Origin of the sequence: Streptococcus pluranimalium (assembly GCF_002953735.1) — a bacterium.
Taxonomy (GTDB): Bacteria; Bacillota; Bacilli; order Lactobacillales; family Streptococcaceae; genus Streptococcus; species Streptococcus pluranimalium.
Map to the genome: position 1 here is coordinate 1,955,497 of NZ_CP025536.1, position 23,809 is coordinate 1,979,305.

The 23,809-nt window shown below is 37.5% G+C and carries 25 protein-coding genes; 13 read left to right on the plus strand and 12 right to left on the minus strand.

The window, feature by feature from the left end; translation table 11 throughout:
* Positions 1 to 71: 71 nt before the first annotated feature.
* The 4 genes from C0J00_RS09870 to C0J00_RS09885 form a co-directional block, all read right to left on the minus strand.
* Entirely contained in the window at positions 72 to 1,322 is a 1,251-nt protein-coding gene (locus C0J00_RS09870; protein WP_104968689.1) for a replication initiation factor domain-containing protein, read from the minus strand.
* Between the two features lie 312 nt (positions 1,323 to 1,634).
* Positions 1,635 to 2,378 (minus strand): P-loop NTPase family protein, encoded by a 744-nt coding sequence (locus C0J00_RS09875; RefSeq protein WP_104968690.1) that lies wholly within the window; start codon positions 2,376 to 2,378, stop codon positions 1,635 to 1,637.
* Between the two features lie 12 nt (positions 2,379 to 2,390).
* A complete protein-coding gene (locus C0J00_RS09880) occupies positions 2,391 to 2,861 on the minus strand; it encodes an RNA-binding protein (protein ID WP_104968691.1) in 471 nt (156 codons plus the stop codon).
* A 44-nt stretch (positions 2,862 to 2,905) separates the two neighbouring features.
* The gene (locus tag C0J00_RS09885) at positions 2,906 to 3,202 is read right to left on the minus strand and encodes a hypothetical protein (protein ID WP_104968692.1); all 297 of its coding nucleotides are present in this window, start codon (positions 3,200 to 3,202) and stop codon (positions 2,906 to 2,908) included.
* Positions 3,203 to 3,420: 218 nt separating this feature from the next.
* Between C0J00_RS09885 and C0J00_RS09890 the strand changes: the two genes are divergently transcribed.
* Positions 3,421 to 4,068 carry an epsilon-antitoxin gene (locus C0J00_RS09890; RefSeq protein WP_233995846.1) on the plus strand — a complete coding sequence of 216 codons (648 nt, stop codon included), beginning with the start codon at positions 3,421 to 3,423 and terminating at the stop codon, positions 4,066 to 4,068.
* A gap of 35 nt (positions 4,069 to 4,103) precedes the next feature.
* Here C0J00_RS09890 and C0J00_RS09895 read toward each other — a convergent pair whose 3' ends face one another.
* Positions 4,104 to 4,439 carry a helix-turn-helix domain-containing protein gene (locus tag C0J00_RS09895; protein WP_104968693.1) on the minus strand — a complete coding sequence of 112 codons (336 nt, stop codon included), beginning with the start codon at positions 4,437 to 4,439 and terminating at the stop codon, positions 4,104 to 4,106.
* A 159-nt stretch (positions 4,440 to 4,598) separates the two neighbouring features.
* On the opposite strand from C0J00_RS09895, the gene C0J00_RS09900 reads away from it, so the two are divergent.
* Both C0J00_RS09900 and C0J00_RS09905 read left to right on the plus strand, forming a co-directional pair.
* A complete protein-coding gene (locus C0J00_RS09900; protein ID WP_158667332.1) occupies positions 4,599 to 7,418 on the plus strand; it encodes an SEC10/PgrA surface exclusion domain-containing protein in 2,820 nt (939 codons plus the stop codon).
* Positions 7,419 to 7,421: 3 nt separating this feature from the next.
* Complete coding sequence (locus C0J00_RS09905; protein WP_104968695.1) at positions 7,422 to 8,375, plus strand: DUF6287 domain-containing protein; 954 nt, start codon at positions 7,422 to 7,424, stop codon at positions 8,373 to 8,375.
* 275 nt (positions 8,376 to 8,650) lie between these two features.
* Here C0J00_RS09905 and C0J00_RS09910 read toward each other — a convergent pair whose 3' ends face one another.
* Genes C0J00_RS09910 through C0J00_RS09935 form a run of 6 tightly spaced genes read right to left on the minus strand, consistent with a single transcriptional unit; the run spans position 8,651 to position 11,884 of the window.
* Entirely contained in the window at positions 8,651 to 8,932 is a 282-nt protein-coding gene (locus C0J00_RS09910) for a hypothetical protein (protein WP_104968696.1), read from the minus strand.
* Positions 8,933 to 8,957: 25 nt separating this feature from the next.
* The gene (locus C0J00_RS09915) at positions 8,958 to 9,347 is read right to left on the minus strand and encodes a hypothetical protein (protein ID WP_104968697.1); all 390 of its coding nucleotides are present in this window, start codon (positions 9,345 to 9,347) and stop codon (positions 8,958 to 8,960) included.
* Positions 9,335 to 10,570 (minus strand): alpha/beta hydrolase family protein, encoded by a 1,236-nt coding sequence (locus C0J00_RS09920; protein WP_104968698.1) that lies wholly within the window; start codon positions 10,568 to 10,570, stop codon positions 9,335 to 9,337. The genes C0J00_RS09915 and C0J00_RS09920 overlap by 13 nt, the downstream gene beginning before the upstream one ends.
* Positions 10,571 to 10,572: 2 nt before the next feature.
* A complete protein-coding gene (locus tag C0J00_RS09925; RefSeq protein ID WP_104968699.1) occupies positions 10,573 to 10,959 on the minus strand; it encodes a DUF1310 family protein in 387 nt (128 codons plus the stop codon).
* 50 nt (positions 10,960 to 11,009) lie between these two features.
* Complete coding sequence (locus C0J00_RS09930) at positions 11,010 to 11,564, minus strand: lipase family protein (RefSeq protein WP_233995847.1); 555 nt, start codon at positions 11,562 to 11,564, stop codon at positions 11,010 to 11,012.
* Entirely contained in the window at positions 11,564 to 11,884 is a 321-nt protein-coding gene (locus tag C0J00_RS09935; protein WP_407697172.1) for a DUF1310 family protein, read from the minus strand. Before C0J00_RS09935 ends, C0J00_RS09930 begins: the two co-directional genes overlap by 1 nt.
* 264 nt (positions 11,885 to 12,148) lie before the next feature.
* Between C0J00_RS09935 and C0J00_RS09940 the strand changes: the two genes are divergently transcribed.
* The 3 genes from C0J00_RS09940 to C0J00_RS09950 all read left to right on the plus strand — a co-directional run bounded on the left by C0J00_RS09940 (position 12,149) and on the right by C0J00_RS09950 (position 15,408).
* Positions 12,149 to 12,829: a DUF4947 domain-containing protein gene (locus C0J00_RS09940; RefSeq protein ID WP_104968700.1), complete on the plus strand. Its 681-nt coding sequence runs from the start codon at positions 12,149 to 12,151 to the stop codon at positions 12,827 to 12,829.
* A 177-nt stretch (positions 12,830 to 13,006) separates the two neighbouring features.
* Positions 13,007 to 14,464: an FAD/NAD(P)-binding protein gene (locus C0J00_RS09945; RefSeq protein ID WP_199773968.1), complete on the plus strand. Its 1,458-nt coding sequence runs from the start codon at positions 13,007 to 13,009 to the stop codon at positions 14,462 to 14,464.
* A 113-nt stretch (positions 14,465 to 14,577) separates the two neighbouring features.
* Entirely contained in the window at positions 14,578 to 15,408 is an 831-nt protein-coding gene (locus tag C0J00_RS09950; protein ID WP_104968701.1) for a methyltransferase domain-containing protein, read from the plus strand.
* Between the two features lie 273 nt (positions 15,409 to 15,681).
* Here C0J00_RS09950 and C0J00_RS09955 read toward each other — a convergent pair whose 3' ends face one another.
* The gene (locus C0J00_RS09955; protein ID WP_104968702.1) at positions 15,682 to 16,188 is read right to left on the minus strand and encodes a TetR/AcrR family transcriptional regulator; all 507 of its coding nucleotides are present in this window, start codon (positions 16,186 to 16,188) and stop codon (positions 15,682 to 15,684) included.
* Between the two features lie 165 nt (positions 16,189 to 16,353).
* Here C0J00_RS09955 and C0J00_RS09960 point away from each other — a divergent pair, with 165 nt between their 5' ends.
* The 7 genes from C0J00_RS09960 to srlA all read left to right on the plus strand — a co-directional run bounded on the left by C0J00_RS09960 (position 16,354) and on the right by srlA (position 23,793).
* Positions 16,354 to 17,625 (plus strand): YhgE/Pip domain-containing protein, encoded by a 1,272-nt coding sequence (locus C0J00_RS09960; protein ID WP_104968703.1) that lies wholly within the window; start codon positions 16,354 to 16,356, stop codon positions 17,623 to 17,625.
* A gap of 144 nt (positions 17,626 to 17,769) precedes the next feature.
* A complete protein-coding gene (locus C0J00_RS09965) occupies positions 17,770 to 18,387 on the plus strand; it encodes a phosphate-starvation-inducible PsiE family protein (protein WP_104968704.1) in 618 nt (205 codons plus the stop codon).
* A 169-nt stretch (positions 18,388 to 18,556) separates the two neighbouring features.
* A complete protein-coding gene (locus C0J00_RS09970; protein WP_104968705.1) occupies positions 18,557 to 19,906 on the plus strand; it encodes a glucose-6-phosphate isomerase in 1,350 nt (449 codons plus the stop codon).
* A 150-nt stretch (positions 19,907 to 20,056) separates the two neighbouring features.
* The gene (locus tag C0J00_RS09975; protein ID WP_104968706.1) at positions 20,057 to 20,857 is read left to right on the plus strand and encodes an SDR family oxidoreductase; all 801 of its coding nucleotides are present in this window, start codon (positions 20,057 to 20,059) and stop codon (positions 20,855 to 20,857) included.
* Between the two features lie 24 nt (positions 20,858 to 20,881).
* Positions 20,882 to 22,747 carry a BglG family transcription antiterminator gene (locus tag C0J00_RS09980; RefSeq protein ID WP_104968707.1) on the plus strand — a complete coding sequence of 622 codons (1,866 nt, stop codon included), beginning with the start codon at positions 20,882 to 20,884 and terminating at the stop codon, positions 22,745 to 22,747.
* The gene (locus tag C0J00_RS09985) at positions 22,744 to 23,223 is read left to right on the plus strand and encodes a transcriptional regulator GutM (RefSeq protein WP_104968708.1); all 480 of its coding nucleotides are present in this window, start codon (positions 22,744 to 22,746) and stop codon (positions 23,221 to 23,223) included. Before C0J00_RS09980 ends, C0J00_RS09985 begins: the two co-directional genes overlap by 4 nt.
* Positions 23,224 to 23,241: 18 nt before the next feature.
* A complete protein-coding gene (gene srlA, locus C0J00_RS09990; RefSeq protein WP_104968709.1) occupies positions 23,242 to 23,793 on the plus strand; it encodes a PTS glucitol/sorbitol transporter subunit IIC in 552 nt (183 codons plus the stop codon).
* Positions 23,794 to 23,809 lie beyond the last annotated feature (16 nt).

The following is a 23,809-nucleotide window of genomic DNA, read 5'->3' on the forward strand; positions in this document are numbered from 1 at the left end:
TAAGTAGATTTTCCTTTTCCATTATGAGATAATGAGAAACAGAAGTAGGGGTAAGCTACTTCCTATTTCTTCTAATCAGCAACATCACTCTTTGAGTTCTTGGCGGGACGTTTAGGAGTGATGTTGTTTTGTTGGTAAAAAATTTGGAAGGCATCTTCAAAAAAATCTTCAAAGCTGAGTTTCTCGAGTTCCTTACTGAATTTTTTTAACCACAACCCAACATCTTGGTTGGGAGTGTAGTTGGTCTCATACTCTTGAATTAGCCTAATGATAAAGTGATTACGGGCTTGTGTTCCCCATATCTCTTCAATTTTCTTTAGAAGAGGAAAGAACCCACTACCTTTCATCAAATAAGAAATGGTTGATAAAAGGTCATTGTTTCGAGAGTTTAAAGATTCAAGCTCTGGGAAGTTACCAAACCCTTTAAGCAAGTCACTAGTGAATGGCAACGGTTGACCAGACTTTGTATTGTGGAAACAATACTTATCAATTACTTTATTGACAATGAGCTTGCTCAAATCTTGAGGGTTATCAATTTCAAGAAGTAAAGCTAGTATTTGGTTGCTGTAATCTCTTTTGTAAGAGGCTTCCATACGAACCCATGAATCGCAATACCTTGTTAAGTGCATATAGCGACCTTGATTATCAAGTTGCTCTAGGTATTTATTGTAAATACGTAACAAAGCATTGACGTTCTTCTTTTTACTACCAATATAGACGGTCTGTGCTTGACCATTCACCTCTTGAGCACTGATTTTAGATACGTTCTTACGTCCCTTGTGATTGGTAATGATATATCGTTTGCCTTTCAAACCTTGATAGAGGTCGTTGACAGACATATCATAATTGAAATAATCAATCGCTAAATCAATTCTTGATAAACGAAGCTCCCAATAATCTTCGTTTAGCAATTGAGCTATTTGATGAACGTCAATCGCTTCATTATAATACTCTTGATAAGAAGCTTTATAATGAGACAAAGCTGATGCAGAGAACTTAATGATAATGCCCATTGTAAAATTGGTCTCATGCCAAGCAATCGCAAAGTAATGAGGGAGATTCTGAAAGGTAAATCCATCTGTATAACCCATTGGTGCTGTTTTCAGTGGAATATAGTCTCCAAAGAGAAGAGACAGGGATAGTTTCTCAGAAACTGTTTCTGCAATTGATGTTGCAATTTGATGCCAATTATCAGGGTATTCCCCGACAGTTTCTTCAGTAGGTTTGATGACGAATGTAGCCTCATCAATACTGGTCATGATGACAGGTTTACGATTATTGTTTTTTTGGAGATACTCTTCAATTTCGTTTTTACAAAACATAATTTACATCCTTCTATCCGCCTAAAAAGTGATAGTTAGCTGGGCGGTGTGTTTTGTTTTAGCTAACTATTGTACTGAGTAGCAAAATTCCTATGCTTTTATTATTCCACTATTTCAGTGGATAAGCACCCTAAGTTTTACTCAGTAAGAAAGTCTTGATTTGACAGTCTTTTGGGGTAGGGAAGGGTTCTTTCCCTAAAGAGGAATGTACAAAGCAAAGAATTTAGAAGATAATGGAACGTGGGTTATTACAGTACCCACGTCAGCCAGCTAAAGCTGGCGAGGCTGTAAGCCTGATCCTTCGCTTTGGGGCTACGGGGCAACAGCCTCTTCATCAAGGAAATAGCCGTCTGAACGTTGAACAGCTTCCCGAATCAGATTTTCTAAAGGAGGCATATTGAGACTTGGCACAAGTATGTGGCGAATATTTTGCCCATCTATCTTCATGTAACCGACACCTCTAGGATTGTTTCGCACAATATCATCTTTTTCATCAGAGAAGAGCATTGAGACCGTTTCTTTAGACAATTTACCAAGTGCAATCACTGTACCAATGGAATCACGTGACAACCCCAAACTTGCTTTATGGGCATCTTGCTGGGAAATAATGACATAAATTGAAAAGGAACGTCCTAGCTGGATAAGCCGAGTATAGTCTTTAATGGCTTGTTCACGTTCTTTTTTATCGAGGCTATTTTGCCACGCATTGAACTCATCGAAGCAGACCACTACAAATTCTCTGGATTTATCGATTCCTTTTTGACGATTTTCAAGAATGGATAAAGCTAACGTAAGGAGTTCGGAGACTTCTTCAAATCGTTTAAATCCCTTACATCCATCTAAAAAGGCAAAATCAGTATCGGCTTTGTAGTCGCCAATTAGGAACGTAGCTTCTGGGTATGTATAAGCAAACCGTGCCAAAAAGACTTTAGTTGCATAGGTCTTCCCAGACCCGCTGGAACCTACCAAAAGAGCGTGAGGGACATGCTCAACTGGTATATCCCAGAAGAAGTGATTTCCGTCATCAAAGAGATTTTTATCAAGAAAACATTTCATCTGTTAATACTCCTAATTAGAACTATAGGAAAACTGAATTTCCAAATTGAGATAATACTGATTGTTATATCTTAGCAGTTTTCTAAATTGTGGTGTAACATACAGACTCTGTCCTTTATTTGACCATCTGTCATAGGTTGTAGATTCAGCTAGGTATTTGCTAAACTGTGTCAAAAAAACTTGTTGGATATAGCTTTCTTCATTGATATCAGGTTTCTTTGGTAACATGATAGGAAAACTAACAAGGTGAGAACGATTGTCATTGCTACTTTGCAAGAATCGAATGTAGCGACTATCAAAAAGAAGTTTTTGACCTGAAACAGTGGCACTTTCTTCAATTACTTGCTCAATATCTGCTGTGATTGTTGGGAAGTTTAACTGAAGTATTTGAGCCTGTTTCTGTTTTTCTTTAATCTCGCTAATTCTAAGAGCAAGATAAAGAAATCCAGCAAATAGGATAATGAACCAAGACACAATTGTCATAAAAATTCCTTTCTAAGGATAAGGGGAAATATTCCCCCTATCCATTAAACCAACTCAATAAAAGCAGACTTAGCTTTTATTGAAAGCGCAGCACGATTCCCATTGATGTAAGCGTTGATAGAAACATTTTCGATAATGATTTCTACCTTCTCATCGAACAAAGAAGCAAAGTCAGAGACATTAACCGTATCAGCTTTGATATTTGTTTGATTGAATCGACCATCTGGAGTTCGTACACCGATAGTTAATTGGGTTTGACCAGTGTCAAGCCCTGTTTTAAAATCTTTGACTTGATTGGCGCCAATTAAGCGCCCCGTCATGCTTAGTTGTTTAATTTCCATATTGGACCTCATATTCTAACCACAGAGGGTAAAAAGATTTTTGTGATTGATATCGATATCTCACAATCCTATCTTCTCATATTTGCTTATAAGAAAAAAAATAAAAATGATAGACTTCTAAAAGCTTGATTTTATAGTGTTTTTTGGCTATGTGTAAAAACTCCCTAAATTTTTGGAATTTTTGTATAATTTGTATAATAAGATAGAAAGAGGACAATATGATGAAATCAAAGGATAAAAACAGAGAAGAAATGTTATTGCTTGCAACGGTAATTTTAAATTTTGTGACAGAATTACCAGAGTATAAACAATTTTTAAAGACTGCAAAGGAAAAGGGTTTAAAATTTGATAAAGGTAAAAGAGAATCTTTTATTGCCCAAAAAGTTCATTTATCTGAATCGACGATTCAGGATGTTTTGTACGGTAGTGCTAAAATTACTACTCAAACCTTCGATTCAATTATGAGTGTTAAGGAATTTCGAGAGCTCTCAGAAAAAATTTACGAAGGTATTCAAAACAATGATAAAGAAATTATGAATAAGATTACGAATATTATTGAGCATCGAATTGAAAACAAAGAATTTCCTAAGATATTGGAGAAGATGAAGAAATCAGAGAATCGTCATTATGCTCTACCTATGTTGTTACAAAATGAGCAACTATTAACGAAGGTGCTTGACTATCTCCCTCTAACCGAAAAAATTTTTGAATCGGAAGATACTATTACTATATTTTCTCAAGTAGCTGAGCGTTTACCTTTGTTCCGAATTGTTCAGGATTGGGAGGATTGGGAGGATTGGGATAATGTAGAAAATTTCATTAGGTCAGTTCAAGAGCGAAATGGCTTTGACAACTACTTAGATTAGAGCGTACAAAAAAACCAAGTCACGTTAAACTTGGCTCAATCTATCTGCTTTATAATATCTCTGAGGGCTTTAATGGTAGGCTCTCTTTTTTCTAGTGGAATATTTTCAATATCATTGATAAGTTGATTAAACTCATTTTCTCGATTTTGAGTTTCGACATTGAAAAAGGTATTGGCATCCACTTCTAATGCCTGCATAATCTTCCCTATAGTATCTATTTTAACATTTAACTGCTTGCTCTCTAAGCGATATATATAGTTAAATCCAAGATTAGCTTTTTCTGCTAGATACTCTTGTGTTAGTCCTTTTTCTAGTCTTAAATGTCTGATTTGCTTAGCAACAAATTCTTTTAAGCTATTATTGTTAGTCATGGCAATACCTCTCTACTATCATACAAGGTTATTCCATGAGTGTTATCACCTATAAAAGACTGAATTTTTTAAAAAAATAGTATACAAAAGACTTAAAAATGTGATAAAATACCGATGGAACAGTCTTTTAAGATAGTCAATCAAAAGGAGAAACATATTATGTTTAAGAACGAAATTAAGGGTCATGGTACTATTAAGAAGTTGCGTACTGGTGCTGTTGTATCGGTGTTGGCTCTGTCTGTTGCAGGTGTTAGTGGGGTAGTTAGTGCTGATGAGGTTACTGCTACCGATGCAAGTACTGTTGTAACTGCTGAAGCTAGTGAGGGGGTTAGTGAACCTATCTTGGTTGAGACTCCTAAGGTTACAGATGCTGATGTTGCTAGTGCTAAGGTTGTCGCTACTGAGGCTAATCAGGCTGTAACTACTCAAGAGAGTGTTGTAACTAACGCTGAGAATGCAGTTGTTACGAATGATGCTACGGTTACTGATTTGAATAAACAAATCGAAGAGGTTAATACGGTTACACTTGAGGTTGTTGAGGAAGCTGAGGCTGATGCGACTAGTGCTGAGAGTAACTTGGCAACTGCTAATGAAACTGTAACAAGTGCTGAGGCTAGTTTGGCTGATGCTTCTTCTAAAGTAGAAGCTCAAGGGGGTGTAGTTTCTGATGCTCAGGCTGAGGCTAATAAGACTGCTAGTGCAGTTGCGGATGCTGAGAAAAAAGTTGAAGGGCTTTCAACTGCTACTGATACGGCTAAATTAGAGCAAGATTTTGATAATTTAACTACAAAAGTAGCAGAAGATGCGACTAATGTACAGTCGGCGAAGGATGCTCTTGATGCAGCTAAATTGGCTGAAACAAATAAAGAACAAGCTATCGAAGACCAGAAAGTTGTTGTAGCTGATGCTGAAAAAGTTGTTGATGATACTGCAAAAGATTACTCTGATGCTATAAATGCTCAAAAAGGTCCTCAAGCAACTGAGGATTCTGCTAAGTCTACTCTTGACGAAGCTAAGAAGGGGACAACTATTACTGAGACAGTCAAGGTTGGTGAGACTACAACTGTAACATCTAGTGGGGCTAGTTTGAAAGCAGGAACTGCTGTTTCTAGTGATGGAAATAACGGACTATTTATTAATCAAGAGTATATTGACGCTATTAAGGCTCTTGCGAATGGTACTGGTTCTGTTCAGGCTGTCAAGGACGCTATTAAGAAAGGTGATGAGTTCGGTAACTCTTTAGATCTCTTATCTTCTCCAGGTAATTCAGGTTACGAAGCTTGGATGGAAATGATGGGGTACACTTTTTCTAATACGGATTCAGTTACTAAGTTGTCTCCGAGTGCTCTGACAGATGCTCAGTTGACGGATTTGGCGTTGTTCTATACTGCTTTGGTGAATGATGTTCGTTCTAAGGTTGGGACAAACTTGTTAACCGTTACTGATGAAAGTGTTGCCGAGGCTAAGAAGGTTATTTCTAGTATCTTTAGTGGGGTATTCCCTGCTTATAGTGGTATGGGGGATAGTCAGCGTTCTGCTAGTGGTTTTTGGTCAACTACGCAGGAGGATTTTGATGGCACTGGTATGGAGGATGTATCTAATGTCGTTAAAGGCTTAGATTCTTCATCTAATACTATTATTGGTCAGTTACCTGCTCATTATGGAAATTATGCTAATTTTGATGGTCGTATGCAGACAATGGCTGAGCTTAAGGGTAAAGTCTTGGCTATTGTAGGTGAACAGCTATATACTATTAAAGGTCGAGGAAGTGTTGGAGAAGCCTATGGTGGTGTCGATGGTGTTAGGTCTGAGAACTTTGAGTTAGCTTTGGAGGTCTTGGGTCTTAGGGGTAGTGCTAGTACGGTAGGTCTTGGTTTTGAGTTTACTGATTTATCCAATGGAATGGTTCAGAAAGCTCCTTCATCTTATGTTGTATTAGGAAATGCTGATGGTAGTGCTATCGATAATCCTTATTTAGATTTGGTTGATGCTGAGACTACTGTAACTCCTATCTACGAAACTAAAACACGTACAGTTATTGACCAAGCTAAAGTTGATGAAGCACAAAAAGCCTATGATGAAGCTGTAAAAGCTAATCAAGTAGCTAAGGATACAGTAGCAGAAAAAGAAACTGCTTATAATGATGCTCAAACTAAATTCGAGACAGCTCAGAAACAACTTGCAGATCTACAGAATGGTACAGTAGATATTCCATCTCTTGAGCAGGCTGTAAAAGATGCTGAAACTCAACTTGTGAAAGACCAAGCATCTCTTCAGACTGTTAAAGAAACACTTGCTTTGGCTAAGGCTAGTGCAGCAGACCGTGCTAAGGCTTTGGAAATTGCTAAGTCTGAACTCGCTGATGCAAAAACTGCCAATAAGGTAGCTCAAGGGGTATTATCTAAAGAAAAAGAAACTTTAGAGGTACTTACTAAGGCTAAGGAAGTTGCTACTATGGCTCTTGCTGATGCTAAGTCTAAACAGGCGACTGCTCAGACAGTGTTTGATACTGCTAGTGCTAAGGCTAGCGACCTTGCAAATAAATTGGCGAATAAAGAAACTGTATTGGCTGATTTGAATACTAAGCTCGCTGATGCTACTGCTAAGTCTAGTGTTCTTCGTGCAGAGCTTGAAACTGCTAAGGAACTCCTTGAAACCTTGAAGGCTGATGCGAATGCTAAGAATGCTGAGTATATCCGTATCTTGGGCTTGAAAGCTGAGCAGGACAAAGCTGAGGCTGAGGTCGGAACTAGTCAGGTCGTTAATAATAAAAACGTTTCTTCTCAAACTAACCAATCCGTATACAACAAAGCTATTACAGCGAAAATAACCCAAAATATTGTTAGTCGCCATCAGGCAGGTAAAACAAGCTATCAAGCTAATCTACCAAAGACAGGAGATGAGAGTTCACTGTTTGGAATTATGGGAGTTAGTTTATTATTAGGCCTTGGTTTTGTTGGTAAGCGAAGAAAGGTATAATTTATGAAAAAGGGTTCTCTTTGGGTGCTAAGTGTACTAGCTGGAACAATCGTCCTCTTTAGTGTGATGATTATTGGTTATTATATTCTAAAAAGTAGTAATGAACCAGTTGCGACCACAGTAACAAATCAATTAGCTACAAAAGCAAGTGAAACAAGTTCTACAACAACTACCTCGACTACTAAGGAAACTACAACAACTACTTCATCTACAGAGAATATAACAGAACTCGTTTCAGAACAAGGAATGAATATTTCTGAAATGAAACGTGGGAATTTTTCCAGCATTCAAGGAACTTGGTTTGCTAGTGATGGCGCTAAATTCATAATAGCTTCAGATGGAAGTGTTAATGAGGTACAATACATTACTGATATCCGAGAAACAGTTCCAGATGGTAGTATAGCCACAGCATACCTAGTTAATAAATCAAATGTTGGTAAATCGTATTTGTTATCCTTTAGATTAGCTAGTTCTGGTAGCAAAGAGCCTGAATGCATAGTATTGTTCGACGATGACGATAATAATGGCTCGTCAGGTCAGACCTATTATAGAGATTTATCAGCTAGTTCTGAGCAAGACATTCCAACAGCTACTGAAAAAGATTATATGATGGCTTATGCTATTGATACTATTGAAAAGTATCGAAAGGATGTCAATAAATCACTGGTAGAGAGAAAAGATTATATTGCTGATAGTTTTACTTCTAAGGATAATAGTTATTATCTCGAAACAGTAGATTATATTCTTAATCAATCAGCAGTGGACGGAATAAAATCATATGATTCCACAACTGACAGTATAACAGACCTTCAGTACACAAAAGATACCATAACATTTACATTGAATTATACAACGACAACAAATTATACTGATGGTAGACCAAGTACTACTGACTCATTTACAAGATACTATACGTTAAAATATGTTGATGGAGTTTTTCTAATTGAGAAGTTCTAGGATCTGAGTATAACGATTTCTTACAAGCCACATAAAAAATCTTCTTACTTAATTGTAGGAAGATTTTTTTCATTCTCAATATTTGTTCAAAATTTGTTCAAAAACAATTATTTTCATACACCCGACTATATGGAAAAACCTTGATTTAACGCCATTTATGTTTTATATTTTTACTTATTTTAACGCAAAATCGGCTGTAGGGGGCATCTAACTCAACAGAAAAAAGCCCTAGAAATAGGGCTTTTCGTGTGTCTTGAAATGGGTTTGTTGCGATTTTAAATATCGTCATACTTTTTACTATTGTTATCAAGGACTGTCTCTATCTTTGTTCTAAATTGTCCCTTTATAGCTGTATCTAACTGTCCTGATATTGCTGTGATACTGGCTTTTGCAGTACTAGCTTTTGTATCAATTTCCTCATTGTATTTTGAAACAATGCTTCTTCGTCTACTTTTTTTACGAGGTGCATGGACATTGGTCACTAACATTTTATCAAGTTCTTTTTTAACATCTTTTAAATCTTTTTTTCCTATAACAAAATCTCCTACTACTCCCACTCTTAAACTCCTTCTAGTTATAATATTAAAGTTGACGTTTTTCTTTCTGTATCTCTTCTAAAGTTTGTTCTATAGCATATCTCTCTTTGACATAAGTCTGTTTTCTTTCTTCTTCGAGATCCAAAAGATTTCGACGTTCATTGTCATACTCTGTATCCAATTCTATTTGAAATGATTCTATAATTTGATTCATTAGATGAAAAGATTCTTCATTAATGACATCGTCCTGTCTTAAACTATAATTGGTTGCTTCATAGGTTTCCTGCAATAATGCCTCTAATTCAGATCGTCTAGAATCCAGTTCACAAAATTGTTCACTAATACTATTAGAATGGTTATAATAATCATCTTCTAATTGCTCTAACTCTAATTGTTTTTTCCTCAGAGCTCGCTGTAAATCATCTAACTTTTCCATTTCTTAAAATCTCCGGCTAATTCACTATCCTTAGCAAGCATTGTCTCAATTCCAGATTGAATATCACTTCTTAAAGTGGTATAGGTCGTTACCAGATTGTCTGCTTTTGTCACTTTTTTATTAAAATGGGTCTCTGTCTTTGTCACAATACTATCATAGGTAACGCCGCCTGCTTCATAAGCCTCTGCTAACTCTGCTTCTGTGAGTTCGCTAACTCCAAATGGCATGATTTTAGTTGTATTCCAAAGTTCTTCAGCTTCTTTAACAGCCGCATTTGCAGTAGATTCAATCTCCTCTAAAGCAGTTTCAGCAGTAGTGGCTAGTCCATTAGAGATAACAGTAGCCTGCTCAGCATCTAGAAAGATTTTTTCATGTGAGCTTAGCCCTTTTCCTGATTTTTGAAAGTTTTTCTTAACTTGTTTATAAGCATACATACCATTTGCTGTAATATCCAATGCTTCAGAGTACTCCAACTCCATTTTGGAAGTGGTGTCTAATAACTTTAACGATCCATCAGCATTATACTGATAACCACCCCATAAATGTTGATTACCGATAACAGCTCCAAGATTAATGTTAAAATCGACGTTCTTACTATCAACGTGGTGAACTATCCCAACTGCTTGGTCGCTTCCAGAAGGCAGATACCCAATTGGTATAACATCTTTTGCATCAATATAATTTTGAATACGATATTTTAAAGTATCAACTTTTTCTTGTTCTGCTTTTGTTAGAGTACCATAGATATTAGGGCCTTGATAAAGGTATGCCCCTTTTATACGTGATGGGTCTTTAACTTTAGCTAGTGCATATTGTGCATCCATGGATCCCAGTGAGTGGCCATAAACGACTATACCTGCATCTTTATACGCATCGTTATCTAAAACAGCATTGAGTGTATTGGCAGAAGAGGTTAATTGTGGAGTAACCCCCTTTATTCCACTAATAATTTTCTCCACCATTGGAATATCATTTTCCAACCAATCCACGTCGGCGCCTTCTTCTCCTGGACCTTCTGACCCTCTATAAATGACGGAAACTTCTTTTTTATCAGGACTTTGAACAACATAAGCTTTTTGACCATTCTCATCAGTAACTACTTCTCGAACGGTACCAATTTCTTTTGCTCTTTTTTGTTCCCCAACAATTATCTTTTCACCCTCGTAGTATTCTTTATATTCTACACCAGCTATTAATCGCCTTTCATAATCACTATAGACCATTATTACTTCTCCTCAAATAGTGTATTTAAATCCTTTGAAATTCCACGCTCGCCTATATGAATTTTTTTATCTGGCAAATCGTTCACCAAAGTGTAAGACACCCTATAAGCTAAATTATTATTAACATAAATGTCAAACATAAGCCCACCCATTGGATTCTTTTTAATTGATTTTTTGTCAATATAATATTCCTTGATTATACCCTTATTGGACAGAGCATTTTTATCGAAATATTTTAAATCATCTTCAATAAGATTTTTTACTTCCCGACTTTCAACAATCTCTACCATCTGATTATATTCATATTTTACTTTCAATTTATTTCCTCCTAGTACAATACCTACTACTAAAACCAACCCAATAATATATACGCTTTTCTTTGTACTCATTATTGTCTCCCTCTATTGTATGAAAAATACTTTTGATTATTTATAGTATACTAAATAAGATATATATCTGGACTATTATAAATATGTACAGAGTTAATCCGTTTCAGGTCTTTCTTATCTGTAATATCTACAACAGCATATTGAGCATCCATACCTCCTAACGAATGACCTGCAAGATTTATGTCTGCATTTGGGTATTTTTTCATAATTTCTTTTAAATGTTTTGATGAAGCTGTCAGCTGTGGCGATACAGCACTGAAATTATGGGGATTTCCAAAATCTTTCATTGCCCAAATATTACTTGCCATGGGGATGTCATTTTCTAACCAATCCAAAGCTACATCTGCAGGATCACTGAAAATCTCCTGAGGAGATCTTGACCCTCGAAAAAGCACTGTCACCTCTTTAACATCCTCTGCAGAAATATCTATATCATCAACCACAACATAAATCTGTTCGCCAGAATGAGAATTATTATCATAAATGTCAGAAACCTTGCCAACGTAGGTATTATTTTTTGTCCAAATCTCATCGCCAACTGAATTAATATTATTATATTCAGCCATTGCAATCTGAAGATTATCATCCTCTATATAGTTCTTCATTATTTAGATTCTCCAAGTTTATTCGAAAGTTCAGAAGAAACAACAAGATTCGCATAATGTAGTTTCTCATCTTCATCTTTTATCAAGTTATAACTAATATAGAGATTAGGAGCATCATTTATAATAACTTTTACAACTATCCCTCCCATCGGATTGTCGTGTATGCTACTATTTTCAATTTGGTATCTTCTTATAATTCCATTATCAGTTAATGCCCTCTCATCTCTTTGCTTCATAAACGATTCATAAATTTTCTTTGCTTCTTCACTATGAGCAATTGCAATCATTTTCTTTTTTTCTGTATGTTGTTTAAAAACCATATAGCCACTTCCTCCTAAAACTGTTAATAGTAATATTAATAATACCCAATACTATTGCTTCATCATTAACTCCTTTATAATATACAGTAAACAAATTCCTGACCAATTTACTTACAGTATACTACAAATTCTTATTCTTAGATCTTATGACCCTTCTGAAATATATCATAAGCAAAAAAATATGATTAATAGCAGTATATTCTTAAAAATTCTGTTATTTTCTCACTTCTTTGCTATAATGGTGATAAGAAAGGTTGTGAAACAATGAAAAAATTAGGAATTTTTGGTATCTTACTTTGCACTAGCTTGCTATTAGCTGCCTGTCAGTCGTCAAATGGTAAACCTGAGTTTGAACCTGCCGATGACAAGGTTGAACAATCAGAGAAGAAAGAAAAGAAAGAGAAATCATCCGAGTCCTCTTCTGAAGAATCTTCGTCAAGTACCGAAGTATCGTCATCATCGTCAGAAACCTCTCAAGAGACTGATGAAAGTCCTGAGAAAACTGTCGAAGGTTTGCCAAAAGATGCTAATGAAGCACCAACTGACAAAATCTATGCTACTGGAAATGCTAAGGTTTATTATGTGTCTTATGGTTCAGGTAAGGGCTTTGAAGCTCAAATTCCTGATTTTACTGGTTACACACCTGATAAAGTCAAGGAAGTTCTTGGACAACCGCAAGAAGTTCTTGAAAATGATAGCGCCACATCACAAACGTTATTAGACCAAACAGAACTTGATAACATTAAACGTGCCCTGCAATCTGGTTCGATCACTGAAGAACAAGCCAAAGCTTTCTACATGTATACTGTTGATTTAAATCAAGCTGTGAAAATGGGAGTACAGCATACTATCTTCACCTATAACAATCGTCAACAAATCCTTGTCTTCGATGAAGGGCAACTCTATTATATGACACCCGATACTCAATATTTATCCTTTAAATAATCAAAAGGCACTAGGGTTCCTTAAGTACTACTCTAGTGTCTTTTTAATCATCTAGCATTCTATGAAGCATTCAGAGGACGTTTGGTAATTACTTTTTCATATTTTAAGGACTAACATACCATTTTTTGAGCAGTTTTGCTATGATTAATCATAAGAAAAATAAGGAGACATACTATTTTGAAACAAACAGTTGCTATTTTAGGGATGGGCGTTAGTGGGCTAGCTGTTCTCCTAGCTCTGGCTAAGCACAAAAGGCAGGACCTACAGATTTTTTGTTTTGATGATCCCAATCATTTTGCCAAAGGAATTCCCTTTCAAGATGATGTTGACTCTGCCTTGATTAATTCACCTATTGATGATATCTCTTTTGATTATCAGCACATGTCTGACTTTGTTGAATGGATGGATGAGAACAACCATAATACTGAGATGACTTATGTTCCTAGGTATCTCTTTGGACAATACCTTTCCGAACGCGCCGATAGCCTCTTTAAACAGCTCAATGTAACCCTTATTAAGAAAAGAGTTGACAAGATAACCTATCTACCACAAAGTCAAGAATGGCAATGCTATCTTCAAGGGGAGTTATTTCCTATCGTCTTTAATCATGTTCATCTTGCTTGTGGCCAATTACCGGTCATCGATCCTTACCAATTAGACGACTGTCCTAACTATATAGCTGATCCTTATCCTATCAACAAACTAGCCAAACAAGAGTGGCAATCCAAAAAGGTCGGACTTATTGGTACTGGATTAGCAGCTGTCGATCTTATCAAATGGCTCATTGCTAATACCGAAGTAACGATTACCTGCTTTTCTCGTTCCTCTCTATTACCAACCGTTAGAATCCTTGAAAAGACCCCCATCTCTTGGCAGTTTCTGACTGATGACAATCTTCAAAAGCTCTCATCGTCCCCAAAACGACAAGTGGCGTTTGAGCACTTTGAAGCCTTACTGTTATCAGAACTAAAAGTACTAGGTTTTAAGGATTGGCAAAGTGCTTGTGACCAATTTTTGGCAGCAGGTATCAAAGGTATCACCCTATCTTTTCAATATCCTGATCAACTCTACTTGCTACAGCAATTGGCTTCACGAGTAGCAGACTGGTTTACTGATCTTTGGCCTCTGATGTCACTATCAGACCGCGAAAGATATCAAGAACTGTATGAAAAAGCCATTATCAACCTACGCAATCCCATGCCTGACGAATCCGCAAAAGTTATTTTAAAGGCCTATGAAGATGGCAGACTCAATTTCATTGATGATGTGACAGATATTGTCCCTCAACATTCAGGATTTTCTCTCATTGATCAAGCAAAAAAGACCTCTAAACTTGATATTGTCATCAATGCCACTGGCTATCAATTGACACCTTCCAATCTCAAATCTGCTACCCCACTCTTACAAAACATTATCGATCAAAGATTGGCTCAGATCGATCAAGCAGGTGGCTTAAGCATCCTTCCGGAAACAACCCAAGTCATCTCTCCTAAATACGGCATAATACCCACTTTATATGCTCACGGTACCCTCGTCAATGGTGTTATTTACCAGAATAACTCAACTATTAAGATTCAAAAGATGGCTGAGCGTTCAATTCAGCCATTACCCATTAATACAACACCTTCTCTTTGAAGTATTATCCACGGTAAGAATCTAGCCTTAGCTTCCTAACCTTAGGACATTTTTTCCTTGATACTCACTGCATTAAGATACTACTGAGATCTCATTACTTAGAAAGGATTTCCATGTCACGCGCCCTTCAGTCATCTGCTCATCTCTTTACCTGCCCTGTCTGCCAAGATACCCTTGAAGCCGTCGATAAACGCTTTGTTTGTCCTCAAAATCATTCCTTTGATATGGCAAAACAAGGTTATATCAATCTTTTGCTCAATGGCAAAAAAGACAAGCACTACGATAAGGCTTCCTTTGAGCGTCGTCACCAGATTTTAGAGGCTGGTTTTTATGACCATATTTTAAAGGCGATTGAAGAACTGGTTCTTGATGATGGGGCTGAAAAAGTTATCCTCGATGTGGCTTGCGGAGAGGGATACTACGCTCGTCAGCTTGCCCAAAAGGGCAAGAACCGTGTGTTAGCTTTTGATTTATCTAAGGATTCCATTACCCTAGCTGCTAAAAAGGATATTTCTAAAAACGCGGCATGGTTTGTGGGAGATTTGGCCAAATTACCTCTAGCTGACCAATCTGTCGATGTCATCCTAGACATCTACTCACCTGCCAATTATCAAGAATTCAAACGAGTACTGAAACCCGGAGGAAAACTCATCAAGGTCGTTACCGCTAGCGAACACGTGGCTGAATTACGCCAGGCAGCTAAAGAACAACTCAGCAAAGAAAGTTACTCCAATCAAAAAATACTTGACCATTTTGGCCAAGCATTTCCAGTATTTGACATCAGTCACACTAGCCAAACCTCACCAGCAACACAGGAACAGCTACTCGATTTCGCTCAGATGACGCCACTCTTTTTCCATGTTGATTTGAACCAAATCGACTGGCAAAGTCTAACAGAGATCACCATTGCAGCAGATATCTTAGTTGCAAAACTAGAAGATTAAGATGTCGTTTTCCATAAACTTATCAACCAGAGATATGAAAGCCTATACTCAAGACAAAAGCGAGTCAGCCTACTGGACTGACTCGCTCTCCTATTTCTCGGCTCGTAAAAAAACGTCCACTGGACTGACTCGCTCTCCTATTTCTTGGCTCGTAAAAAAACGTCCACTGGACTGACTCGCTTTCCTATTTCTTGGCTCGTGAATCAACGTCCACTGGACTAACTCGCCCTCCTATTTCTCGGCTCGTGAAAAAACGTCCACTGGACGTTTTTTTTAATCTGCAAATATCCTCTTAAAAAGGGCATACAGGGTATCTTTTTGGTCTTTGTTCAAGGTGTATTGATTATTTTTTAAAATGGTGTAGGCGCCACCAACTGCAAAGGATAGCCTCAACCGAGCCTCTTCTGAAACGTTTTCTGAGATGGTTTCTTGATAGAGTTGAAAGGTTTTTTCTAAGGTCTCATCCTGATTGCTAAAGAGAGCCTTATTATGACCATAGACCTGACTAATCGTTACCTCAATATCATCAACAAAGGTCTCCATATCCTCTTCTTTGACAGGATTTTCCAAAAGAAACTGACGAATAGGCTCTAAAGCCTCCTCTTGTAATTGTTCAACAAGATCATAAATATCGGTGTAATAACGGTAAAAGGTAGACTTGTTAATCAGCGCCTCGCGACACAAGTTTTCCACATAAATTTTTTCAATCGGCTTATCTTGTCGTAGCCTAACAAAGGCATCTTTGATAGCCTTTTTTGTTTTGATAACTCGCTTATCCATAAATGCCTCCTCAATACTATCTATTTTAGCTTTTTTCTTGAAATATACAACGATTTTGCAGGGGGCGTTTGATAAGCAACGCTTTTAGAGAAATTGCTGATTGAATGAGCAGAGAAATCGTCCTATAATACTCCTTATCGTTTTTAAATTGAAAAAGGAGACACCATGACTTTTAAAAAAATTATTTTAAACAAACTGACACTCATCGCAATGGTCGTTGCTGTGATTTATCAAATTGCCATGATTGGCATTTACATCGGGGGCTATAAATACACTGCTGACCGTCCCGAAAAAAACAAGATTATCTACGTCAATCAAGACGGTGATCAAGGCAAAGCTATTGTCAAATCAATGAAAGATTCCCTAAATTTTGCAAGCCAAGACGAAAGTAACCTAAAGAATGCTAAAGCAATCCTTCGCAACCATGATGCAGCTTTGGTCATCAATATCCCTGAAAATTACACCGAAGACATGGCTCAAGGTAAGGCTGTCAAACTCAATTACTTCTATAACAGTGCCGGTGATACCATCAGTAAACAAACGGGAACAACTGTCGCAAACAAATTAACAAGTAAACTTAACTTAGCCGTTTCTAGTAAAAAAATGCAGGCCGTCCTTGTTAAATCAATGATGGAAGTGACTAAACCTCAAATCGAAGCTGACATCAAAAAAGCCGTCGGTACAGACCCAACCAAACTCGAAACTATCCAAAAAACCGTGACAGCTAAGTACCAAGAACAATTCACACAAGCTGCTAAAAATGCCGTTGACCTCAATAGCGTTACTGAAAACAGCAAGGACGTCAATCCCAAACCAACCTCTAAAATGAACCTCATCATGACGCCAATGATTGCCCCTGTCTCAAGTTACATCGGTGCCATGATTTCATCCATCATCCTCTATAGTTTTGTCTTTAAACAGACCATCCGTTCTAAGGTATCTCGCAAATGGCTTGGTTGGCTTGCCCTTGAAGTTGATTACCTACTGATTTCATTTGCCGTCGGCGGTGCTGGAGCCGCAATGCTCTCTTGGATTAATCATTTTAATCAAGAAACCACAATCAAGCTCTTTGGTATTTTAACGCTCAACACCTTTGTCAGCTTCCAGTTGATTCTAGCCATTTATATGGTCCTTGGAGCAGTTGCCTTCCTTGTGACCTTACCATTAACATTGGCGCAAGTGGTGACGGCAGGAACTATGATTCCAGAATACCTCATGGCACCAGCTCTCAAAGCTATCCGCCCATATCTCCCAGTATCATCATCTTGGCAATTGATTCAAGATACCATTTTTAAAACAAGCACAAACAGTAATCCTCTCATGCAGTTGCTGATGCTTGCCGGTGTATCAATGCTGATAACCCTAATCATTTTACCTATCCGTTACCGTAAAAATGCAGCACCAGGACCTGATATCGATATCTTATCTTTATTATAGATAACGTAACTAGCTACTTTCATACCTGTAGCTAGTTTTCTTTTAGAATTCAAGAAAAGGTTTTCACACCGAAACAAGTGTTTTATGTTACTATAGAATGTATGAAAAGCTATTGCTTTTAAAACTACCGTATCAGGAGCTCTTATGCGAAAATTTCTACAAACCATTCTCTACGAAGTATCGTTTTACGTTGAAATTATTATCTCTATTATTTTGGTCGTTGTTCTAATGACCTTGACAACCCGTCTTGTCATTGATGTCACTGGGATTTTCTCTTCTAGTAACACGATTGAACACTATCTGCAAAATTTTCTAAACCAAGCCATGAGTATTGCTATTGGTGTCGAGTTAATTAAAATGTTAACCAAGCATTCCTCTAGTACCATCATTGAAGTACTGCTCTTTGCCATGGCACGCCAACTCGTTGTTGCACATGGTAACCCTTTAGATACTTTATTAAGTGTCATTAGTCTAACCATCTTACTAGCAGCTCGCAAATATCTTCTCAGCAACTTCGATGATCATCATAGTATTATTGTTAGAGGCAGTCAAAAGGTGAAGTTGGCTAATGTCCTCGCACGTGTCAACCTTCCTAGTAAAAAACAAGAACTAATGCGCGATTTTATGGTTAGATACCTTCAAGAGGAGGAAAAGACTGTTGCAATCGGAGCATCCATTTACTTTAAGGATGTGGCACTTCGCGTTGACAGCATGAAAGGTGGCGTTATTACCCGCGTGGAAATCATTAAGTCACACCATTGATTTTCTGAAATATCATTTGTTTTCCAAGAAAATTTCAGTAAATACCGCCCTTGGTTTTCATGGGTTTACAACGCTTACATTTTTTTGCGAAATTAATCTGAAATGATTGAAAAAAGACTCACAAAAGAGTATTATAGTATCTGAACTCAAAATTAACAGGAGTATTAACATGACACATATTCAATTTGATTATTCAAAAGTCCTTGATCAGTTTGTTGCAGCACATGAGCTTGACTATATGCAAGCACAAGTGACAGCTGCTGACAACATGCTTCGTCAAGGTACTGGACCTGGTTCAGACTTCCTAGGTTGGTTGGACCTTCCAGAAAACTACGACAAAGAAGAATTTGCTCGTATCCAAGAAGCTGCTAAAAAAATCCAATCTGACAGCGACGTTCTTGTCGTTATCGGTATCGGTGGATCTTACCTCGGCGCTAAGGCTGCTATCGATTTCTTGAACAACCACTTTGCTAACTTACAAACAGCTGAAGAGCGCAAAGCCCCTCAAATTCTTTACGCTGGAAACTCTATCTCATCAACTTACCTTGCTGATTTAGTAGAATACGTTCAAGACAAAGAATTCTCAGTAAACGTGATTTCAAAATCAGGAACAACAACTGAACCAGCTATTGCTTTCCGTGTCTTCAAAGAACTTTTGGTCAAAAAATACGGTCAAGAAGAAGCTAACAAACGCATCTATGCGACAACTGACAAAGTTAAAGGTGCCGTTAAAGTTGAAGCTGACGCTAACAACTGGGAAACTTACGTTGTACCAGATAACGTTGGAGGACGTTTCTCAGTCCTTACAGCTGTAGGCCTTCTTCCAATCGCGGCGGCTGGTGCTGACATCGCAGCCCTTATGGAAGGTGCTAACGCTGCTCGCCAAGAATTGTCATCAGATAAAATCTCTGAAAACATTGCCTACCAATACGCAGCTGTTCGTAACGTGCTTTACCGCAAAGGTTACGTGACTGAAATCTTGGCTAACTATGAGCCATCACTTCAATACTTCGGTGAATGGTGGAAACAATTAGCTGGTGAATCAGAAGGTAAAGACCAAAAAGGTATCTACCCAACATCTGCTAACTTCTCAACAGACCTTCACTCACTTGGACAATTCATCCAAGAAGGTTACCGCAACATCTTTGAAACTGTCATTCGTGTAGACAAACCACGTAAAAACGTTCTTATCCCTGAAATGGCTGAAGACCTTGATGGTCTTGGTTACCTCCAAGGTAAAGACGTTGATTTCGTTAACAAAAAAGCAACTGACGGTGTGCTTCTTGCCCACACAGATGGTGGCGTTCCAAACATGTTCGTCACACTTCCAGAGCAAAATGAATTCACACTTGGCTACGCTATCTACTTCTTCGAATTGGCAATCGGTCTTTCAGGTTACCTCAACAGCGTTAACCCATTTGACCAACCAGGTGTTGAGGCCTACAAGAAAAACATGTTTGCCCTCCTTGGCAAACCAGGATTCGAAGACCTCGGCGCAGAACTTAACGCACGTCTGTAATCCCACACAAAAGACTTCCAAAAGGAGGTCTTTTTTCTTGCTTTCCAAAAATTAATACACCAAATTATCAAGGTACACTGAAAAAGTGTGTCTTAATTTTATTTTGTAAGCGTTTTATAATAATGCTATCAAAAGAAAAGGAGTTTAATCATGACAGATTGGTTAAATATTGCAGGAAAAACGGTTGTTGTTACAGGAGCTTCGTCAGGTATTGGGGCTGCTATTGTTGAAGAATTGCTTGAGCTTGATGTAAATGTGGCTAACTTTGACATTGCTGAGGGCGACTTAAAACATGACAATCTTCTCTTTGTGAAGGTTGATGTAACCTCACGTGAACAGGTTGAAGCTGGCGTTCAAGCTGTGGTTGACCGTTTTGGTACTGTTGACGCCGTTGTTAATAATGCTGGTATCAATGTGCCTCGCCTTTTGATTGATCCTAAAGACCCTCATGGTCAATACGAATTAGATGACGCAACATTTGAAAAAATTACCATGATTAACCAAAAAGGCCTTTACTTGGTCAGCCAAGCTGTCGGTCGTATCCTTGTTGAAAAGAAAAATGGTGTTATCATCAATATGGCTTCTGAAGCTGGACTTGAGGGGTCAGAGGGACAAAGCGCTTACGCTGCTACTAAAGCCGCTGTATACAGCTATACTCGTTCTTGGGCTAAAGAACTTGGTAAGCACAATGTTCGTGTTGTCGGAATTGCCCCAGGCATCATGGAAGCAACTGGTTTGAGAACGCTTGCCTATGAAGAAGCACTGGGCTATACTAGAGGGAAGTCCGTTGATGAGATTCGTGCAGGCTACGCTTCAACAAGCACTACACCTTTAGGACGTAGTGGTAAATTGAACGAAGTTGCAGATCTCGTAGCCTACTACATCTCTGATCGCTCTAGTTATATTACAGGGGTTACAACAAATGTTGCTGGTGGAAAAACACGCGGTTAATTCAATAACGAGGATGGTGACAAATTGGCCATAGTAAATCGATGGTACCAAATTTTAAATATTTTAGTGGGACAACCTACTATTTCGTTTCGGGAAGTCCAAAAAGAATTAGGGGTCAGTCAAAAAACATTACTAAACAGTATTGATCAGCTTAATGAGATTTTGGATGATGATCTTCATATTAAAAAACAAGGTAATCAACTTTCCTTACAAGTATTTAATTATAGTCGCCTAGAAGAGATATTAGCAGGAAGTCTACGTAAAGAGAGTGACTTCAACTCCTCAAGTAAGAGGATTTCATATATTATCAAACGATTACTACATGCCACCGATCCTATACTTATCGATGACTTAGCTGATGAGGTAGGCGTTAGTCGTACAACTATTAACAAAGACCTAAAACAAGTCAAGCAATTAGCTGATGATTATCAAATAGTGATTATCGGAAAGACTAACCACGGATTATCTGTTCAAGGTGACGAGCTGCAGCTGCGCTTATTCTACTGTCACAACGTTTATGCCTATTTTGATGAAACAACACTTTCTCCAGAAACAGAGCAATTTTTAAAAGAATGTTATCAAACTTACCAATTACCTAAAAACGTTCAAGATTTGCTTTCTAAAGTCATTGCTATCATGATTTTTCGATTACAGCATCATCATCTACTTGAAAATACTATTCCTTATTTTAGCAATGGCTTAAGAGATAGTGAGATTATGGAGCAGCTTATTTTTCACATCGAAATGACCTATCACATCTCACTCAGTCAATATGAACAAGACTTTCTGGCATTTCCATTAAACATGCAATACATTGATAATTTGCCTTATCAAGAGGTATCAAATCATATTATTTTGAATGTTTTCCAGGAAATGATGACTCGAGCCAAAGAAACTTTTGATTTTCAAATCAACACTGAAAAGTTGTTTGTGGATATGCATATGCATCTCAAATTTCTCTTAAATCGTTTAATTTTTCACACTCAGGCAAACGATTTATTCCACGGAGAAATAAAGGAAAAATATCCACTTGCCTATCAACTGGCAAGCGATGCCTCTACTGTTTTAAGAGATATGTTCAAATATCCTATCGACAGTTCAGAAATCAGTTATCTAGCTCTCTACTTCGAGATGGGACTTCGCAAGACAAAAACAGAAGAAACCTTTGACTCTCGAAAAATAGCTGTTGTTTGTACAACAGGTCGGGGAACTGCTACTATGATTAATCGCCAAATCAGACGTGTCATCGGAAATGAAATTGTGATTGATCAATATTCTGAAGAGAACTTTAATCCCCTTCAGGCAGAAAAATATTCTGCCATCTTCACAACTATCCCTCTTAAATTTCAAAATATCTCTCCTCCAGTTATTCAATTGACAAATCTATTTGATGATCAATGGTTGAGAACAAGATGGGAAGAGATTAGTAATTGGGAATGCAAACGTTTTGAACATGTTCAGTTCAAATTTATCCGATTAAAATCTCAAAAAGATTACATGCAATATCTCTTGAAAATGGCCAACTACTTAGAGACAGAAAACGATGTTGATAGAGATTTTCATCGCAATATCTTAGCCCGAGAGAAGAAACAATCCACTATTTTTGGACAGGGAATTGCCTTTCCTCATACAATGCATCACAAAGAACAAGTAACCTTACTTCTAGGTGTCCTTGACGAAACCTATCAAACGTCTACCGAGTTTGTTGATCTCATTTTCATGTTAGCTATTCCTAAACAGTCTACTCCAACGATAGAAGAAGAACTTTTATCACTGTACGATGATATTTTTAGAATTGCCAACAATGATGATATCAAACAAGAATTAAAAACACTCACATCTACAGATGCATTTCAATCACTTATAAAATGTAAAGGAGTATTAAAATGAGCCCTATTGTCTTTCTTGCTATGATTATAGTCATGGCCTACACCCTACAAATCTTTTTGGGTTTCAAACAAATTAAACATTTTAACAGTGTCTATACCGAACTTCGTAGAAAAGGCCGTGTTGCTATTGGACGCCGTTCTGGTAAGTTTAAATCAGGGACGATTGTCATGTTTGCTATTGATTCTAAGGGAAAAATTAGCGCCGCTAAAAAGATTCAAGGTGTTACTATTGGCGCTCGCTTTAAAGACATGCCACAGTATATCAATCACGATTTACACTATTTAGATCATTATAATCCTCTTGTTCGTCAAGAAAATAAACTGACTCAAATTGCTATAGAGGATGCTAGGGATGTTTTCCTCACTATTGAGGCAGGAACTTATCAAGAAGTTCCTAAAAGTATCCCAATGATTGATTGGAGCTTACAAATAAAATCACTCCTCTCTCGATTCAAATTAACTAACAAATCACTATAACCATTAGGAGGTTTTTTTATGGATTACATTACTAAATTTGCAGAAGGCTTTATGGGTCTCTTTCAAGCTGGTGCAGATACTTTTATCAGCTGGATGACAGGAATTGTACCCGTTGTCTTAATGCTATTAGTAGCAATGAATGCACTCATTGCACTCATTGGTGAAGAAAAAATGAATAAAGTTGGTGAGTTTTCTGCCAAAAATCCACTAACACGATACATGTTATTACCTTTTCTTTCCGCCTTTATGCTGGGGAATCCAATGTCCATGAGTATGGGAAGATTCCTACCAGAATACTATAAACCAAGCTTTATTGCTGCACAAATGCAATTTTGCCACACATCTAACGGTGTATTCCCCCACATCAATCCAGGAGAACTCTTTGTTTACTTAGGAATTGCTACAGGTATCGAAACCTTGGGCTTAAGTCAAATGGATTTAGCAGTACGCTACCTACTTGTCGGTCTCGTCATGAATGCTCTTGGTGGCTGGGTCACTGACTTTACAACAGCCTTTGTATGTAAACAACAAGGTATCCAATTAAGTAAAACGGTACAAATAGACAAATAAGTAAAGTAACAATCTA